At 67.7% G+C, this 17,100-nt stretch carries 14 protein-coding genes; 5 read left to right on the top strand and 9 right to left on the bottom strand.

The genetic code is table 11. The features are described from left to right. Positions 1–3: 3 nt before the first annotated feature. The 6 genes from AVJ23_RS04685 to AVJ23_RS04660 form a co-directional block, all read right to left on the bottom strand. The gene (locus AVJ23_RS04685; protein ID WP_058861001.1) at positions 4–375 is read right to left on the bottom strand and encodes a hypothetical protein; all 372 of its coding nucleotides are present in this window, start codon (positions 373–375) and stop codon (positions 4–6) included. Positions 376–497: 122 nt separating this feature from the next. Then, positions 498–1,181, bottom strand: coding sequence for a M48 family metallopeptidase (locus AVJ23_RS04680; RefSeq protein ID WP_058861000.1), 684 nt, complete (start codon positions 1,179–1,181; stop codon positions 498–500). A 63-nt stretch (positions 1,182–1,244) separates the two neighbouring features. Continuing rightward, on the bottom strand, positions 1,245–3,404 hold the full coding sequence (gene purL / locus AVJ23_RS04675) for a phosphoribosylformylglycinamidine synthase subunit PurL (RefSeq protein WP_058860999.1): 2,160 nt from the start codon (positions 3,402–3,404) through the stop codon (positions 1,245–1,247). Between the two features lie 60 nt (positions 3,405–3,464). Continuing rightward, complete coding sequence (locus AVJ23_RS04670) at positions 3,465–4,343, bottom strand: class I SAM-dependent methyltransferase (protein WP_058860998.1); 879 nt, start codon at positions 4,341–4,343, stop codon at positions 3,465–3,467. A 10-nt stretch (positions 4,344–4,353) separates the two neighbouring features. Then, positions 4,354–4,929, bottom strand: coding sequence for a DUF6151 family protein (locus AVJ23_RS04665; RefSeq protein WP_058860997.1), 576 nt, complete (start codon positions 4,927–4,929; stop codon positions 4,354–4,356). A gap of 295 nt (positions 4,930–5,224) precedes the next feature. Continuing rightward, entirely contained in the window at positions 5,225–6,130 is a 906-nt protein-coding gene (locus tag AVJ23_RS04660) for a LysR family transcriptional regulator (RefSeq protein ID WP_058860996.1), read from the bottom strand. A gap of 167 nt (positions 6,131–6,297) precedes the next feature. Here AVJ23_RS04660 and AVJ23_RS04655 point away from each other — a divergent pair, with 167 nt between their 5' ends. From AVJ23_RS04655 to ccmE, 5 genes are all read left to right on the top strand, one after another. Beyond that, positions 6,298–9,717: an indolepyruvate ferredoxin oxidoreductase family protein gene (locus AVJ23_RS04655; RefSeq protein WP_058860995.1), complete on the top strand. Its 3,420-nt coding sequence runs from the start codon at positions 6,298–6,300 to the stop codon at positions 9,715–9,717. Positions 9,718–10,033: 316 nt separating this feature from the next. Then, entirely contained in the window at positions 10,034–10,930 is an 897-nt protein-coding gene (locus AVJ23_RS04650) for a lysophospholipid acyltransferase family protein (protein ID WP_058860994.1), read from the top strand. A gap of 25 nt (positions 10,931–10,955) precedes the next feature. Next, entirely contained in the window at positions 10,956–11,768 is an 813-nt protein-coding gene (locus tag AVJ23_RS04645; RefSeq protein ID WP_058860993.1) for a glutamate racemase, read from the top strand. A gap of 155 nt (positions 11,769–11,923) precedes the next feature. After that, positions 11,924–12,952, top strand: a complete 1,029-nt coding sequence (argC, locus tag AVJ23_RS04640; protein ID WP_058860992.1) for an N-acetyl-gamma-glutamyl-phosphate reductase — start codon at positions 11,924–11,926, stop codon at positions 12,950–12,952. Between the two features lie 188 nt (positions 12,953–13,140). After that, a complete protein-coding gene (ccmE, locus tag AVJ23_RS04635) occupies positions 13,141–13,590 on the top strand; it encodes a cytochrome c maturation protein CcmE (protein WP_058860991.1) in 450 nt (149 codons plus the stop codon). A gap of 91 nt (positions 13,591–13,681) precedes the next feature. On the opposite strand, the gene eno is transcribed toward ccmE, so the two are convergent. The 3 genes from eno to AVJ23_RS04620 all read right to left on the bottom strand — a co-directional run bounded on the left by eno (position 13,682) and on the right by AVJ23_RS04620 (position 17,100). Next, on the bottom strand, positions 13,682–14,956 hold the full coding sequence (eno, locus tag AVJ23_RS04630) for a phosphopyruvate hydratase (protein ID WP_058860990.1): 1,275 nt from the start codon (positions 14,954–14,956) through the stop codon (positions 13,682–13,684). 110 nt (positions 14,957–15,066) lie between these two features. Continuing rightward, on the bottom strand, positions 15,067–15,939 hold the full coding sequence (locus AVJ23_RS04625) for a DMT family transporter (RefSeq protein ID WP_058860989.1): 873 nt from the start codon (positions 15,937–15,939) through the stop codon (positions 15,067–15,069). 195 nt (positions 15,940–16,134) lie between these two features. Beyond that, positions 16,135–17,100: a glucokinase gene (locus AVJ23_RS04620; protein ID WP_058860988.1), complete on the bottom strand. Its 966-nt coding sequence runs from the start codon at positions 17,098–17,100 to the stop codon at positions 16,135–16,137.

Below are 17,100 nucleotides of genomic sequence, written 5' to 3'. Positions count from 1 at the left end.
CGCTCAGTTGGTCTTGGGGCCGCGCACACCCTTGAGCGCGACCGCGCCCAGCAGCCCGATCAGTTTCGAGATGTCCCCGGCGGTCTTGCGGCGGCAATGCTCCACCGCCTCGGTGTAATCGGCATGGGTGGCGGTCTTGGTCTGGCCCAGCTCCGCCATGATCCGGCGCGCGAAATAGGTCTGCGCGCCGCGCTTGGCATCGGCCTCGGTGGGGAAGAGTTTCGTGTTGGCCTTGGCCTGCTTGTAATAATTCAGCGCGGAGTCCTGCGCCTGGACGCATTCCGCGGCGGTCAGGGAGGTGGCTGCGGCGGGCAAGGGGGCAAGCGCAAGCGCGGCGGACAGGCCGAAAGCGATGGTGGTCCGGAAAACGGGCATGTCGGATCCTCGAAGAAAGGCGGTCTGAAAAGAGACTGATAAAACGGCATCACAGAGAAAGGACGCCTCTTATCTTAGCACATTTCTGCGAGTCGCGGAATGACGGCCCCGGGCGGGCGGTCTCAGTCTGCCCAGCGGCCTTCCAGCTTTTCCAGCGCCGCGATGCGGGCCTCGGTCTTGGGGTGCGACATGAGCCAGGCGGGCATGGCGCCGCCGCGGCTTTGGGTCAGCGCCTCGAGCTTGCCGAAAAGCGATTTCTGCGGCGCGATGCCGATGCCCGCGCGGGTCAGCAGGGCGGCGGCATACTCGTCGGCCTCGTACTCGTCCGAGCGGGACAGCCGCGCGGCCAGCAGCGTGGTCAGCGCGTTGGCGATATAGACGCCGATGCCCGGCAGGAAGCGGCTGAGGATCATCGCCAGCGCGGTGCGCAGCGCGTTCTGGCCCGAGAAATCGATCATGCGCCGGCGCGAATGCCCCAGCGCCACATGGCCCAGCTCATGCGCGATGACCGAGGCCAGTTCCTCGGCCGTGACCTCGCCATTGCGGTACTTGTTGTAGAAGCCGCGGGTGATGAAGATGCGCCCGTCCGGGGCGGCCAGCCCGTTGACCGGCTCGATCTCGTAGATATGCACCTTGATCCGCTCCAGCCCCAGCGCGGCGGCCATGCGGTCGGTCAGCGCCTTGAGCCGGCCATCGGCCAGCTCGGTCGAGCGCGCGTCAAGCTCGCGCCCCGTCCGCCAGGTGGAAAAGCGGTACATGGCGAGCGCGTAGAGGATGGCCAGCAGGATCGGCGTAAACTTCAGCATGCCCCGAATATGGGGGCGATGCGGCGGCTTGGAAAGCCGATCCGGCTGACAAACCCGTGCGCCTTAGGCAAAGGCCGCGGCCAGCGCGCCCTGCCAGGTCTCGACCAGCTCCTCCAGCGGCGCCTCGGAGCGGCCGAAGCGCACCGCCTCGCCGGTGAAGCGGCCCACGGTCGCGATGGTCACCCCGGCCTGACCGGCAGCGATCATCAGCGCCTCGGCGGCGTCGAAATTGCACGCGATCAGGTAGCGGCCCTGGTCCTCGCCAAACAGCTGCGCGGTGTCGCTGCTGTCGATCTGCACGCCCACGCCCGAGGCGGCGGCCATCTCGAAGGCGGCCAGCGCCAGCCCGCCATCCGACAGGTCGGTGCAGCACTTGATCCAGTCGCGGTTGTCGCGGATGAAGGCGCCGTTCTTCGCTTCCTCGTCCAGATCCACGGGCGGCGCGTCGCCTTCCTCGCGGTTGAAGACCTCGGCCAGAAGGGCGGACTGGCCCAGATGCGTGCCCTCGCCGCCGACCAGCAGGGCGACATGGCCGGCGCGCGCAAGGCCGAGGATCGGCTCTTCCTCGGCGCCGATCAGGCCCACCGCGCCGATCGTGGGGGTGGGCAGGATCGCCTGGCCGTCGGTCTCGTTGTAGAGCGAGACATTGCCCGAGACGATCGGCATGTCGAGCGCCGTGCAGGCCTGCCCGATCCCGTCCAGCGCGCCGACGAACTGGCCCATGATCTGCGGCTTCTCGGGATTGCCGAAATTGAGATTGTCCGTCGTGGCCAGAGGCTTGGCCCCCACGGCGCAGAGATTGCGGAAGGCCTCGGCCACCGCCTGCTTGCCGCCTTCGACCGGGTTGGCCTGCACATAGCGCGGCGTCACGTCCGAGGTGAAGGCCAGTTTCTTGTCGGTGCCGTGCACGCGGATCACGCCGGCGCCGAAGCCGGGAATGCGCACCGTGTCGGCCATGACCTGGCTGTCATATTGCTCGTAGATCCAGGCGCGCGAGGCGCAGTTGGGGCATTGCAGCAGCCATTTCAGCGCATCGACCGGATCGACCTGCGGCACGTCCTCGAGCGGGGCGGGCGGCTCCACCGGCTCCCACGGGCGGTCGTATTCCGGCGCCGAGGAGGACAGGCGCGACAGCGGCACATCGGCCTTCACCTCGCCATGATGCAGGATCAGGAAACGGTCCTCGGCGATGGTCTCGCCCACGATGGCGAAATCAAGATCCCACTTGTCGAACACCGCCTTGGCCTCGGCCTCGCGGGCGGGGTCCAGCACCATGAGCATGCGCTCCTGGCTTTCGGACAACATCATCTCGTAGGCGGTCATGGCGGTTTCGCGCTGCGGCACCTTCTCGAGGTCCAGCCGGATGCCCAGCCCGCCCTTGTCGCCCATCTCGACCGCCGAACAGGTCAGCCCGGCCGCGCCCATGTCCTGGATCGAGACGACCGCACCGGTCTGCATCAGCTCGAGACAGGCCTCCATCAGGCGCTTTTCGGTGAACGGGTCGCCCACCTGCACAGTGGGGCGCTTTTCCTCGATGCTCTCGTCGAACTCGGCCGAGGCCATGGTGGCGCCGCCGACGCCGTCGCGCCCGGTCTTGGCGCCGAGATAGACCACCGGACGGCCGACGCCGCTGGCCGCCGAGTAGAAGATCTGGTCGGTCCGGGCCAGCCCGGCGGCGAAGGCGTTGACCAGGCAGTTGCCGTTATAGGCGGCGTGGAAACGCACCTCGCCGCCCACGGTGGGCACGCCGAAGGCATTGCCGTAGCCGCCGACGCCCTCGACCACGCCATGCACCAGCTGGCGCGTCTTGGGGTGGTCCTTCTCGCCGAAGGACAGCGCGTTCATCGCCGCGATCGGCCGCGCGCCCATGGTGAAGACATCGCGCAGGATGCCGCCCACGCCGGTCGCCGCGCCCTGGTAGGGCTCGATATAGGAGGGGTGGTTGTGGCTCTCCATCTTGAAGACCACGGCCTGCCCGTCGCCGATATCGACCACGCCGGCATTCTCGCCGGGGCCGCAGATCACCTGCGGGCCGGAGGTGGGCAGCTTCTTCAGATGGATCTTGGAGGACTTGTAGGAGCAGTGCTCGTTCCACATGGCCGAGAAGATGCCCAGCTCGGTGAAGGAGGGCGGACGGTTCAGGATGCGCAGGATCTCGGCATATTCCTCCGGTTTGATTCCATGCGCCTCGATCAACTCTTCCGTAATGGCCGGTTCCTGCATGCCGTTTCCCCTCATCTGGCTGCCGGCTCTTTACGGCATGGCAGGCATGGGGGGAAGGGGTCAGCCCGGGTTGCGCGCGGTGACAAGGTTCATTGACGCGGGCAGGACGCAGAGGCCGTCCGCGCTGTAGGGCGCGAAGTCGTCGCGCAGCCGGGCACGCAGCTGTTCCAGCGCCTCGGGGCCGGCGCCCTTGTCGCGCAGGTGGCGCGAGGCGGGGCCCACGGCCGTGGCCAGTTCTGCCGCGCGGGTGACATCGCCGGGAAAGGAGATCGGCGGGTGCACAGTCTCGATCGTGATCCTTTCAAAGCCGCTGCGCTGCAGGATGCCAAAGACGCGGTCGGGGTCGCGAAAGGCCATGGGGCCGGGCGCGTCGGGGTCGCTGGCGGCGTCCTCGGGCGGGCCCAGCATCTCGACCGCCGCGGTGTGGGGCAGCGAGAAGAGCGGGTTCTCCTCCGCGCCCCGCCAGCAGATGAAAGCCAGCCGGCCGCCGGGACGCAGCATGGCGCGGATATTGGCGAAGGCCGCGTCGGGATCGGCAAAGAACATCACGCCCATGCGTGACAGGGCCAGGTCCACGGGCGTGGCGGGGCGCCAGAGCTGCGCATCGGCCAGCACGTAATCCGGGGCCGGGGGCGCAGCCTGACTGGCCGCGCGTGCCGCGCCCAGCAGACTGGAGGAGACATCGAGTCCGGTGGCCCGTCCCTCGGGGCCGACCGCGCGGGCCAGCGCCCGTGTCGTGGCGCCCGCGCCACAGCCGATATCCAGCGCGCATTCCCCGCGCTGCGGCGCGGCGGCGGCCAGCACGGCGGCCCCGATCTGCGCATACATCGCGTCCAGCTCGTCATGCAGCGCGGCCCAGACGCGGCCCGGGCCCTCGTCCCAGAACCGGCGCTGCGCATCGTTCTCGGGTGCGAATTGCGGGGCAGGTGGGTCAGACATGGGCATCCTTTCAGGCGGGATCGAGCCCGGCGGCCGCGCGCTCCTGCGCGCTGAGTACCTTGGGGTGGCGCACCGGCGCGCCGTCGGGTCCGAAGAAGGGCGTGCGGCGATGCCCGCCGGTCAACCGGCTGCGCAAGGCGCGCACCATCAGCGACAGGCCGGCGCGCAGGCCCCCCCGCGCCTTGACCGCGCCGCCGGTGGCGGCGGTCCCGGTGCGCGCGGTGATCGGGCCGAAGCCGGGCGCCTCGCGCGGCAGCACCATGCCGGCAAAGGGCAGGCCCGGGCCGGGCAGGGTGTTGGCGATGGGCGTGCCGCAACAGCCGGCATACCAGCGCAACAGCCCCTTGTCGCTCAGCCGCAGCACGGAAAGGTGGTCGACCCCGTCTGTCAGGCGCAGGTTCTCGGGCGCGATCTGGAACAGCTCGGTCCCGCCATGGGCGTCCAGCATTGCCTCGGCCACGCCAAGATGGCGGGCGAACCCCTGGCAGTCGCGGCAATGGCAGACAAGATGCGTGCCGGGCGCGTCGCCCGCGATGCTCCACGCCATCTGCCCGCACCGGCAGGTCAGGTTGCGGTCCTCGGCCATGCGCGCGCCCTCCGGTCTGTCACCAACCAGCTTGCGCCCTTTGCGCGTCCTGCGCAATCATGGCGTCGCCGCGTGGCGCGCAATCCGGGCATCGGGCCAAAAAAAAGGCCGAGCACAAAGCTCGGCCGAAGTCCAACAGGGAGGTGAAAGATGATACGCGAATGCGCGTTTCATCGTTCGTCTGCCGAATATGTCATCGAAGCAGAGTCGATCAAGAACAATCATGCCGCGCGTGCAGCATTGCCGCTATGCGTGATATGCATACCACACGGTTCACTTCTTGTTCAGGTTGTGTCTACTCGGTGCCAAGCGCCTTGAGGGTGCGGCGATGGGCGATGATCTCTTCCTGAACGAAGTCGCGGAAGGCAGCGATGCGCTTGGATTGGCGCAGTTCTTCCGGATATGCCAGAAAAACGGGCACTTCGACCGATTCCACATCAGGCAGCACGCGCACGATCGTCGGAAAGTCCTCGATGATGTAGTCGGGCAGCACGCCGATCCCGAGGTTCGAGATCACCGCCTGCAGGACGCCGAAATAGTTGTTGACCGTCAGGGTCGAGCTCACGTCATGGGTGAACAGCTCCTGCACCAGCTGCGCGCCGGCCGAGACCTGCGCGGCGCTGGGGCTCTGGCAGATCAGGCGGTGCTTGGCGATATCGGCCATCTCGTGCGGCTCGCCATGGATGGCGAGGTAGTCGGGCGAGGCGTAGAGGCGCATGCGGATCGTCATCAGCCGCTTGCGGATCAGGTCCGCCTGGCTGGGCTCCTTCATGCGGATGGCGACATCGGCCTCGCGCATGGGCAGGTCCAGCACCCGCTCCTCGAGCATGAGGTCGATGTTGAGATCGGGATATTTCTCGTAGAGCTTGGTCAGCCGCGGCGCCAGCCAGAGCGCGCCGAACCCGTAGGTGGTGGTGACGCGAAGGTTGCCGAACACCTCTTCCTCGCTGTCGCGGATGCGCGCGGTGGCGGCGTCGATCCGCTTGATCATCGACGAGGTCGCATCGAACAGCAATTCGCCCTGCTCGGTCAGGATCAGCCCGCGCGCATGGCGGTGGAACAGCGTGGTGTTCAGCGATTCCTCGAGCGCGCGGACCTGCCGCGACACCGCCGATTGCGACAGGTGCAGCGCGTCGCCGGCATGGGTCAGGCTGCCGGCATCCGCGACGGCGTGAAATATTCTGAGCTTGTCCCAGTCCATGTCGTTCACAAAAATCCCCTGCCACGATCCATGCCGTGCATAGATGACTATTTCGCTGATGGCATGTCGGAACAGGCCCCGATCACGAAAAATTCCCTGTTCAGGTCAGTAATAGTGACCTATATTTGCCCTATAATGCCCATAAGATCAGCGTTGGGAGGCGCGACATGAGCAAGCATCAGGTATCGCTGAACGACCGGTTCGACCTTTCCAGGAACACGGTTCTTCTGAACGGAACACAGGCGCTGGTTCGCCTGATGCTGATGCAGAAGGCGCGTGACCGGGCGGCGGGGCTGAACACGGCGGGCTATGTCACGGGCTATCGCGGCTCGCCGCTGGGCGCGGTCGACATGCAGATGACCCGGGCCGAGAAGATCCTTGCCGAGAACGACATCCTGTTCCGCGCCGGGCTGAACGAGGATCTCGCCGCCACTGCGCTCTGGGGCAGCCAGCAGGCCGAGCTACGCGGCGAGGGAAAGTATGACGGTGTCTTCGGGCTGTGGTACGGCAAGGGGCCGGGGGTGGACCGATCGGGCGACGTGATGCGCCATGCCAACATGGCCGGCACCTCGCCCCATGGCGGCGTGCTGATGGCCATGGGCGACGATCACACCGGCGAATCCTCGACCGTGCTGCACCAGTCGGAATGGGCGCTGGTCGATGCCTACATGCCCGTCGTCTCGCCGGCCGGCGTGCAGGAGATCCTCGATTTCGGGATCTACGGCTACGCGCTGTCGCGCTTTGCCGGGCTCTGGGTCGGGCTCAAGACCATGAAGGACACGGTCGAGGCCACCGCGGTGGTCGATGGCAGCCCCGACCGCATGCAGCTGGTCCTGCCGGAGTTCGACATGCCCGAGGGCGGGCTGAACATCCGCCTGCAGGACACCCCGCATGCGCAGGAGGCGCGCATGATCGACCACAAGCGCTTTGCCGCCGAGGCGTTCAGCCGCGCCAACGGCATGGACAAGCGGATGTGGGGCAAGCCGGGGGCCAAGATCGGCCTGGTCTCGGCGGGCAAGAACTGGCTGGACCTCGTGCACGCGCTCAGCCTGCTGGGCATCGACGCGGACGAGGCCGAGCGGCTGGGCATCACCACCTACAAGGTCGGCCAGACCTTCCCGCTGGACATGCAGGGCTTCCACGACTGGGCCGAGGGGCTCGACCTGATCGTCATCGTCGAGGAGAAGCGCAAGCTGATCGAGGTGCAGGTCAAGGAGGCGATCTTCGACGACCGCCGCGGCCGGCGTGTCTATGGCTGGTACAAGGGCGGCTCGGGCGCGATGCACCGGGAAGAGCTGTTCCCGACCCGCGGCGCGCTGGACCCGGTCTGGATCGCGCGCAAGCTGGGCGAGATCCTGATCGAGGAGGGGCGCGGCACCGACAGCGTGAAGGCCGGGCTGACCCGCATTGCCGAGGCCGAGAAGGCCGACAATGCCGAGGAGATCGCCGCCCGGCTGCCCTATTTCTGCGCCGGCTGCCCGCATAACAGCTCCACCAAGGTGCCCGAGGGCAGCCGCGCCTATGCCGGGATCGGCTGTCACTACATGGTGCAGTGGATGGACCGCGAGACCACGGGCTTCACCCATATGGGCGGCGAAGGCGCGAACTGGATCGGCGAGGCGCCGTTCTCCAAGCGCGCCCACGTGTTCCAGAACCTCGGCGACGGCACCTACAACCACTCGGGCGTGCAGGCGATCCGTGCCGCGCTGCTCGACGGCACCAACATCACCTACAAGATCCTCTACAATGACGCGGTCGCCATGACCGGCGGGCAGCGCAACGATGGCGGCCTCAGCCCGCAGCAGATCGTGGCCGAGCTCCGCGCCATGGGCGTGGCCCATGTCTTCGTCGTCTATGACGAGAAAGAGGAGATGGACCCGAAAAGCTTCCCCGGCGGGGTCGAGGTGCATGAACGCGCCGAGATGCAATCCGTGCAGGAGCGCTGCGCTGGGATCGAGGGCGTCAGCGCGATCGTCTACGTGCAGACCTGCGCCGCCGAGAAACGCCGCCGGCGCAAGCGCGGCCAGTTCCCCGATCCCGACACGCGGGTCTTCATCAACACCGATGTCTGCGAGGGCTGCGGCGATTGCGGCGTGCAGTCGAACTGCGTGGCCATCGTGCCGGCCGAGACCGAGTTCGGCCGCAAGCGCGCCATCGACCAGAGCGCCTGCAACAAGGATTTCTCCTGCCTCAAGGGATTCTGCCCCTCCTTCGTGACGCTGAAGGGCGCGCAGCCGAAGAAGGCCGCGACCACCTCGCTGGAGCTGCCCGACCTGCCGCAGCCCGCGCTGCCGGCGATCGACGGCACGTGGAACGTGGTGATCACCGGGGTCGGCGGCACCGGCGTCGTGACCATCGGCGCGGTGCTGGCGCAGGCGGCGCAGATTGACGGCAAGGGCGCGGGCATGATGGAGATGGCAGGCCTCGCCCAGAAGGGCGGTGCGGTGCATATCCACCTGCGGCTGGCCGAGACGCCGGGCGACATCTCGGCGGTGCGCGTGGCCACCGGCGAGGCCGATGCGCTGATCGGCGGCGACCTCGTCGTCTCGGCCGGGGCCAAGACGCTGGGCCTGACCGCGACCGGGCGCACCGGCGCAGTGGTGAACAGCCACGAGATCATCACCGGCGATTTCACCCGCAACACGGAGTTCTCGTTGCCGTCCGACAGGTTGCAGCTGGCTCTTGAGGCGAGACTTCAGGATCGCGTGCGCCTGTTCGACGCCTCGGAACTGGCACGCGCCACGCTGGGCGATTCGATCTTTTCCAACATGCTGCTGCTGGGCGCGGCCTGGCAGCAGGGGCTGGTGCCGCTGTCGCAGGACGCGATCCGCGCGGCGGTCGAACTGAACGGCGCGGCGGTCAATAAGAACCTGCGCGCCTTCGAGATCGGCCGCTGGGCGGTGCTCTTTCCCGAGGAGGCCGCGGCGCAGACCGCCGACACGGTGGTTGACCTGCCCAAGGGGCTGGAAGAGCGGATCGCGCTGCGCGCCGACCACCTGACGCGCTACCAGTCCGGGCGCCTGGCGCGGCGCTACCGCAAGCTGGTGGACGGGATCGAAGATCCGCGCCTGAAGGAGGCGGTCGCCAAGGGCTATCACAAGCTGCTGGCCTACAAGGACGAGTACGAGGTGGCCCGCCTGCTGCTGGAGACGCGGCAGAAGGCAAGGGCCGAGTTCGACGGCGAGTTCGAGATGACCTTCCACCTCGCCCCGCCGGTGCTGACTCGCGAGGGGCCCGATGGCCGGCCGCTCAAGAAGACCTATGGCGAGGGGATGCTGCGCGCCTTCTCGCTGCTGCGGCGCTTCAAGTTCCTGCGCGGCACACCGTTCGACCCGTTCGGCCGCAGCGCCGAGCGCCGCATGGAGCGTGCGCTGATCGCGCAATACGAGGCCGACATGGCGGACTGGCTGCCCAAGGTGGCGCCCGAGACCATGGACGCGCTGGTGGTCTTGGCCGAGTTGCCTCTGCAGATCAAGGGCTTCGGTCCCGTCAAGGAGGCCAACGAGGCCAAGGCCGCCAAGCGGCGCGAGGAGCTTCTGTCGGTGCTCAAGGCCGGCGGCGCGCCGTTGAAACAGGCCGCGGAATAGCGCGAGGCGTCACCATCCCGCGGCGAAGGCCCTTCGAAGGGCCTTCGAAAAACGCGTTTGCAAACGCGTTGGGAAAGCGGTTTCGAAACCGCTTCCTTCAAGCCGCTTCGAAGCGGCTTGCCGCCCGACCCGGGCGCTTGGCACGACATTCCGCGATCGGCACCTGTTGGACCGCGGCGCGGAATTTCCTATCTTGCTGAAAAGATGGACGGGCTGCCGCGAAAAAAGACCGTCATGGTCCTTTCACATTTCCTAGTCACGATGCGCGAACCGCGGTAAGTTGCACGTCACACGGTTACAGAAGGACGCCTCAAGGATGCCAAACCGGCGTCAGATCGCACGCGACATCTCCTACAGCTACTCCGCCTCCACCCGGGGCGGACGCGCGATGATCCGGTTGATGGAAAACGCCACCGGGCGGATCGGCCTGATCCGACGCGCCGAGGGGTACGAGCACGAGGTCGCGCGCGGCCGCGATTTCTGGGAAGTCATGGTCGAGCGCTACGGGCTGGGGCTCGAGGTGATCGCGGGCTCGCTCGACAACCTGCCGACCGAGGGCCCGCTGGTCGTCATCGCCAACCACCCCTACGGCATTCTCGACGGGCTGATGCTGGGCCATATCCTCTCCGTGGTGCGGGGCGATTTCCGGATCCTCGCCAATCGCGTGTTCCGCAAGGCGCAGGAGCTCGACCGCATCATCCTGCCGGTCAATTTCGACGAGACCAAGGAGGCGGTGGCCCAGAATATCGAGACCCGCAAGGAATCGCTGCGCTATCTCGGCGCGGGCGGCTGCATCGGGATCTTCCCTGGTGGCACCGTGGCCACCGCGGCGCGGCCCTTCTCCAAGCCCATGGATCCCGGCTGGCGCACCTTCACCGCGCGGATGATCGCCAAGTCCGAGGCCACGGTGGTGCCGATCTATTTCGACGGCCACACCTCGCGCCTGTTCCAGCTGGCCAGCCACCTGCACTATACGCTGCGCATGGGGCTCTTGATCAAGGAGTTCCGCAAGCGGGTGGACACGCCGGTGCGCGTGGCCATCGGAGAGGCGATTCCCCGCGCGGAAATCGACGCCCGCGCTCGGGATGCGCGCGCGATGATGGATTTCCTGCGCCAGGCCACGTATGAGCTGTCCCCGACGCCGCTCTCTTCCTACGATTACGGGTTCGAGTTCGAAGAGCGTCACCGGGACAGGCACAAGACGCGGCATTGAGCGCGCGCAACAGCGGGGCAGGGACATGGCAGTTGGTATTTTCGATTCCGGCCTCGGCGGGCTGACGGTGCTCGACGCGGTGGGCCAACGCCTGCCGGACGTGCCCTTCGTCTACTTCGCCGACAGCAAGCATACGCCCTACGGGGTGCGCGATGCCGATGACATCTACGCGCTGACCACCGCCGCGGTGGAGCGGCTCTGGGAGGCGGGCTGCGACCTGGTGATCCTGGCCTGCAACACCGCCTCGGCCGCCGCGCTGCGCCGCATGCAGGAAAGCTGGGTGCCGCGCGACAAGCGCGTGCTGGGCGTCTTCGTGCCGCTGATCGAGGCCCTGACCGAACGTCAATGGGGCGACAATTCCCCGCCGCGCGAGGTTGCTGTGCAGCACGTCGCGCTCTTTGCCACGCCGGCCACGGTGCGCAGCCGCGCCTTCCAGCGCGAGCTGGCCTTCCGCGCCATCGGCGTCGATGTCGAGGCGCAGGCCTGTGGCGGGCTCGTGGATGCCATCGAAGACGGCGACATGATCCTGGCCGAGGCGCTGGTGCGCAGCCATGTGGACGCGCTCAAGCGCAAGATGCCCGAGCCGGAGGCAGCGATCCTGGGCTGCACGCATTACCCGCTGATGCAGGAGGTCTTCCAGGACGCGCTGGGGCCGTCGGTCTCGGTCTATTCGCAGGCCAATCTCGTGGCCGAGTCGCTGGCAGACTACCTGGCGCGCCATCCCGAGATGCTGGGCCCGGGCACAGAGAGCGGGTTTCTCACCACCGGCAACCCGGTCAAGGTCTCGCAGAATGCGACGCAGTTCCTGCGGCGCCGGATCAGTTTCACCACGGCCTGAGCGGGTCGGCAGGGGCGTTGCCTTCCGCGCCGTCGCGCGCTAAGCCGCGCGGCAAAGGAGAGATGTCATGACCGCCCCCCGCCTGCGACGATAAACGCCGTCCGACCGCTTTCGCGGCCTCATCCTGCTGTCTCTCCACGATCCACGGTGTTTCCATGTCCCATTCCATCGCCATCATCGGCGCGTCCGGCTATACCGGCGCCGAGCTCATCCGGCTTCTGGCCACGCATCCCGCCTTCGAGATCGCCGCGCTGGCGGCCAATTCCAAGGCGGGCCAGCCGCTGGCCGCTGTCTTTCCGCATCTGCGCCATCTCGACCTGCCGGATCTCGTGACTTGGGAAGAGATCGATTTCGACGGGATCGACCTGTGCTTCTGCGCGCTGCCGCACAAGACCAGCCAGGAGGTGATCTCGAAGCTGCCACGCACGGTGAAGATCGTCGACCTGTCGGCCGATTTCCGGCTGCGCGATCCAGTGGCCTACGAGGCATGGTACGGCAACCCGCATGCCGCGCCCGAGATGCAGGACGAAGCCGTCTACGGGCTGACCGAGTTCTACCGCGACCGGATCCGCGCGGCACGGCTGGTGGCCGGCACGGGCTGCAATGCCGCGACCGGGCAGTACATCCTGCGGCCACTGATCGCCGGCGGGCTGATCGATCTGGACGAGATCATCCTCGACCTGCAATGCGGGGTCAGCGGGGCCGGGCGGTCGCTGAAGGAGAACTTGCTGCACGCCGAGCTCTCCGAGGGCACGAATGCCTACGCAGTGGGCGGCACGCATCGGCACCTGGGCGAGTTCGACCAGGAATTCTCGGCGCTGGCCGGGCGGCCGGTGCAGATCCAGTTCACGCCGCATCTGGGACCGTTCAACCGTGGCATCCTCGCAACGGCCTATGTGCAGGGCGAAGCCAAGGCGATCCATGCGGCGCTGGCCGAGACCTACGCGGCCGAGCCTTTCGTGCAGGTGCTGCCCATGGGCGAGACGCCGTCGACCCACCATGTGCGCGGATCCAATTTCTGCCATCTCGGCGTGGTCGCGGACCGGCGCGCGGGGCGGGCCATCGTCGTGGCGGCGCTGGACAACCTGACCAAGGGCTCCTCGGGGCAGGCTTTGCAGAACGCCAACCTGATGCTCGGGCTGGACGAGACCGCCGGGCTGATGCTGGCGCCCTGCTTCCCGTGAGGCGCGGGGGACGGCCTTTCGAAAGGCCGTCCTGACGCGATTTGCAAATCGCGTGGCCAAGCGCCTTGCAAGGCGCTTGAAGAAAGGCGCTTCGAAGCGCCTTTTGGTCGCAACCTGCCGACGTCGCGCCCTCTCCCCAGACCGGTCGCACGGGCCTATATTGGGAGGGCAGTCTGAAGGAGGCCGAGATGGCTCTGAAATCGCTCAAGAAGCAGCGGCGCATCCAGATCGTGGCGCTGGCCGCCGTCGCGCTGGTCGTCTCGACCGTGCTGATCGGCTATGCCATGCGCGACGGGATCAACTTCTTCCGCTCACCCAGCCAAGTCGTGGCCGAGCCTCCGACCGAATCCGAGACCTTCCGCATCGGCGGGCTGGTCGAGGAGGGGTCGCTGGTGCGCGGCGCTGGCGAGCAGATCCGCTTTCGTGTGACCGATGGCGGCGCCACGGTGCCGGTGGTCTATACCGGCGTGCTGCCCGACCTCTTCGAGGAGAACCAAGGCATGGTGGGCACCGGGCGCTATGTCAACGGCACTTTCGAGGCCAGCGAGATCCTGGCCAAGCATGACGAGACCTACATGCCGAAAGAGGTCGTCGATGCGCTGAAGGAGCAGGGGGTTTACCAGGAACCCGAGAGCTGAGCCGCGTCCGTCCGGGCCTGCCGATCACGCTTTCACGGTACGTCGCTTTGACGGCGCGGCCCCCGGCAAGGGCGCCGCGCCTTCTTTCATGTCAGCGCAGGATCGAGCGGCCGGCGTAGATCGCGGTCTCGTCCAGCATTTCCTCGATGCGGATCAGCTGGTTGTACTTGGCGAGCCGGTCCGAGCGCGCCAGCGAGCCGGTCTTGATCTGGCCGCAATTCGTGGCCACGGCGAGATCGGCAATCGTGGCATCCTCGGTCTCGCCCGAGCGGTGCGACATCACGTTGGTCATGCGCGCGCGATGCGCCATCTCGACCGCCTGCAGAGTCTCGGTGAGCGAGCCGATCTGGTTCACCTTGACCAGCATCGAGTTTGCGCAGCCCTTCTCGATCCCCATGGCCAGCCGCTTGGGATTGGTCACGAAGAGGTCGTCGCCCACCAGCTGGCAGCGATCACCCAGCACGTCGGTCAGCGCTTTCCAGCCGTCCCAGTCATCTTCCGAGCAGCCATCCTCGATCGAGATGATCGGGTAATCCTTCACCAGCGCCTCGAGATAGGCGACATTCTCCTCGGGGCTCAGCGACTTGCCTTCGCCCTTCATCTCGTATTTGCCGCCCTTGAAATACTCGGTCGCGGCGCAGTCGAGCGCGAGGTGGATGTCCTCGCCGGGCGTGTAGCCGGCCTTCTCGATGCTCTTGAGGATGAAATCCAGCGCCTCGCGGGTCGAGCCCAGCTCGGGCGCGAAACCGCCCTCGTCGCCGAGGCCGGTGGACATGCCGGCGGTCGACAGCTCCTTCTTGAGCGTGTGGAACACTTCCGAGCCCATGCGCACCGCCTCGCGGATATTCGCGGCGGCCACGGGCATGATCATGAATTCCTGGATGTCGATCGGGTTGTCGGCATGCTCGCCGCCATTGATGATGTTCATCATCGGCACGGGCAGGGTGCGGGCCGAGGTGCCGCCCACGTAGCGGAAGAGCGGCTGGCCGCAGTAATCGGCCGCGGCCTTTGCACAGGCGAGGCTGACGCCCAGGATGGCGTTGGCGCCCAGCCGGCCCTTGTTGTCGGTGCCGTCCAGCTCGTTCATGGCGCCGTCCACGGCCACCTGCTCGGTCGCGTCGAAGCCTAGGATCGCCTCGGCGATCTCGCCGTTCACGGCGGCCACGGCCTCCTGCACGCCCTTGCCCTTGTAGCGCGCGGCATCGCCGTCGCGGCGCTCCACCGCCTCGTATGCGCCGGTCGAGGCGCCCGAGGGCACGGCGGCGCGGCCCATGGTGCCGTCTTCCAGCGTGACGTCGACCTCGACGGTCGGGTTGCCGCGGCTGTCGAGGATTTCGCGGGCGTGAATGTCGATGATGGTGCTCATGGCGGTGTCCCTCCGGCGATGATCTGGCGTCGGTTTAACAGGCGCACGGCGAATGTAAACGCCAAGTCCCCCGTTGCCGTTATCGCTAACGGGCGGCGTTGCCCGTTTGCCTAGGCTGTCGCGGCCCGGGCCAGTCGGCGTTCGCGCACGAAGGTGTAGAGCCCCGCGGCCAGGATCAGGCCGGCCCCGGACAGCGTCCAGGCGTCAGGCCGGTCGCCGAAGATCGCGATGCCGAGCCCCGTGGTGAAGATCAGCCGCGAGTAGCGGAAGGGCGAGACGATGGCTGCCGGGGCCAGCCGCATGGCCGTGGTCACGCAGAGATATCCCGCCGGGGTGACAAGGATCGCCACCGCGATGGGCCAGAGCGTCGTGCCGCTCCAGTCCGCGGCCTGCGGGGTCAGGGCAAACAGCGCCAGCCCCACCGGGATCGGCGCGGCAAAGCCCCAGGTCGACAGCGCCAGCGCCGGGATCTCGGTTGGTGAGAGCCGCGTGACGAGGTCGCGCGCCGCCAGCGCCGAGATGCCCAGCAGCGGGAAGACCTCCCAGCCGGTGAAGCCCGCGCCAAAGGGGCGAATCACCATCAGCATGCCGATGATGCCCACGCCGATCGCGCTCCAGCGCCGCCAGCCCACCGGCTCTTTCAAAAAGACCGCCGCGCCCAGCGTGACCACCAGCGGCGCGGCCTGCAGGATCGCCGCGAAGACCGAGAGCGAGACATAGGCCACGCCGAAGACCATGCCGATGGCACCGACCACCTCGAAGCCGTTGCGCAGCAGGACCATCCGGTGCCACGCCGCGCGGTGGAAGACCGGCACGCCCTTGATGCGGCACATGGCGTAGAAGACCAGCGTGCCGCCGAGGCTGACGAGGAACATGGCCTGTCCGACCGAGGCATCGCGCGTGGCCAGCTTGATGCTGGCATCGCTGCCGGCAAGGAAGGCCATGGCAAGGACCATCAGCGTTATGGCGCGCAGGACATGCATGGCAGGCTCCTTGGGCGAGGGCCGTCCGGCGCGCAACCTGCGCGGGCGAAGGCCCCCCTGTGCGAAAATACCGGCTTTGGGCAGATCATTGGCGCGGGCAGGTGGCCCGCGCCGAGACGCGCTGTGGCGCGAGGGTGAGCCCCGCGCCCGGAAGATGCGGCGACCCGCACGGGTTGCCCGTGCTGGGCCGGTGGCTCAGGCGCCTTTCGCGATCCGCTCGGCGAGGTGGCCGGCACAGCCGCGCAGCGCGGCATAATCGTCGGTGACCAGGTGCACCGGGAACTGCGTCATGTAGGCGTTGAACCGGCCCTTGTCGGCAAAGGCCTCGGCAAAGCCCAGCCGCAGCAGGTGCGGGCCGAGATGCCGGATCACGCCGCCCACCAGGTAGATCCCGCCGAAGGGCAGGGTGACCAGCGCAAGGTCCCCGGCATAGCGGCCGAAATAGCGCACGAAGAGCGTCGCGGCGCGCAGCGCGCGGGGCTGGCCCTCTTCGACGGCCTGCATGATCGCGGCAGCGCCCAGCGGCTCGCCGTCGCCCTCCTCGGCGCAGGCCCAGGCATGGATCCGCTCCAGCCCGCGGCCCGACAGGATGTCCTCGAGCCCTGGCACCCCGTGATGCTGCGCGATCCAGTCATGCAGGCGCAGCTCTTCGGTGTCGCGTGCCTGCAGCGAGACATGGCCCGCCTCGGCCGGGGGCACCAGCGTCATCCCCTCGAACCCGTAGACCGGCACGGCGTTCAGCCCGGTGCCCACATTCACCACCAGCCGCGTGGCATTGGCCGGGGCAGGGCGCCCCGACAGGACGGGCGTCAGGCTGTCATGGCCCAGCAGCGAGACCGCGTGGCCCTGCGCCTGCAGATCGTTCAGCACCGCCACGATGCCGGCCCCGGTGGCGGCCTTCAGCGCGGCCGAATCCACCCGCCAGTCGAGATTGGTCAGCGTGCCCACCCCGTCGGTCACCGGCCCGGCCATGTCGACGCAGCAGGCCTGCGGGCGCGCCTCGGTCTGGGCCAGGTAGTCGGCCAGCACCGCCTCGATCCCGGCATTCTCGGCGTTGCGGTAGCGCCGGATCGTCTCGGGCATCAGCGTGGCGCCCCGGCACAGCGCGACGCGGGTGTTGGTGCCACCGATATCGGCGACGACGGCCAGCGTGTCGGTCAT

Origin of the sequence: Pseudoponticoccus marisrubri (assembly GCF_001482405.1) — a bacterium.
Lineage (GTDB): Bacteria > Pseudomonadota > Alphaproteobacteria > Rhodobacterales > Rhodobacteraceae > Pseudoponticoccus > Pseudoponticoccus marisrubri.
This window is presented reverse-complemented; position numbering and strand designations above follow the sequence as displayed.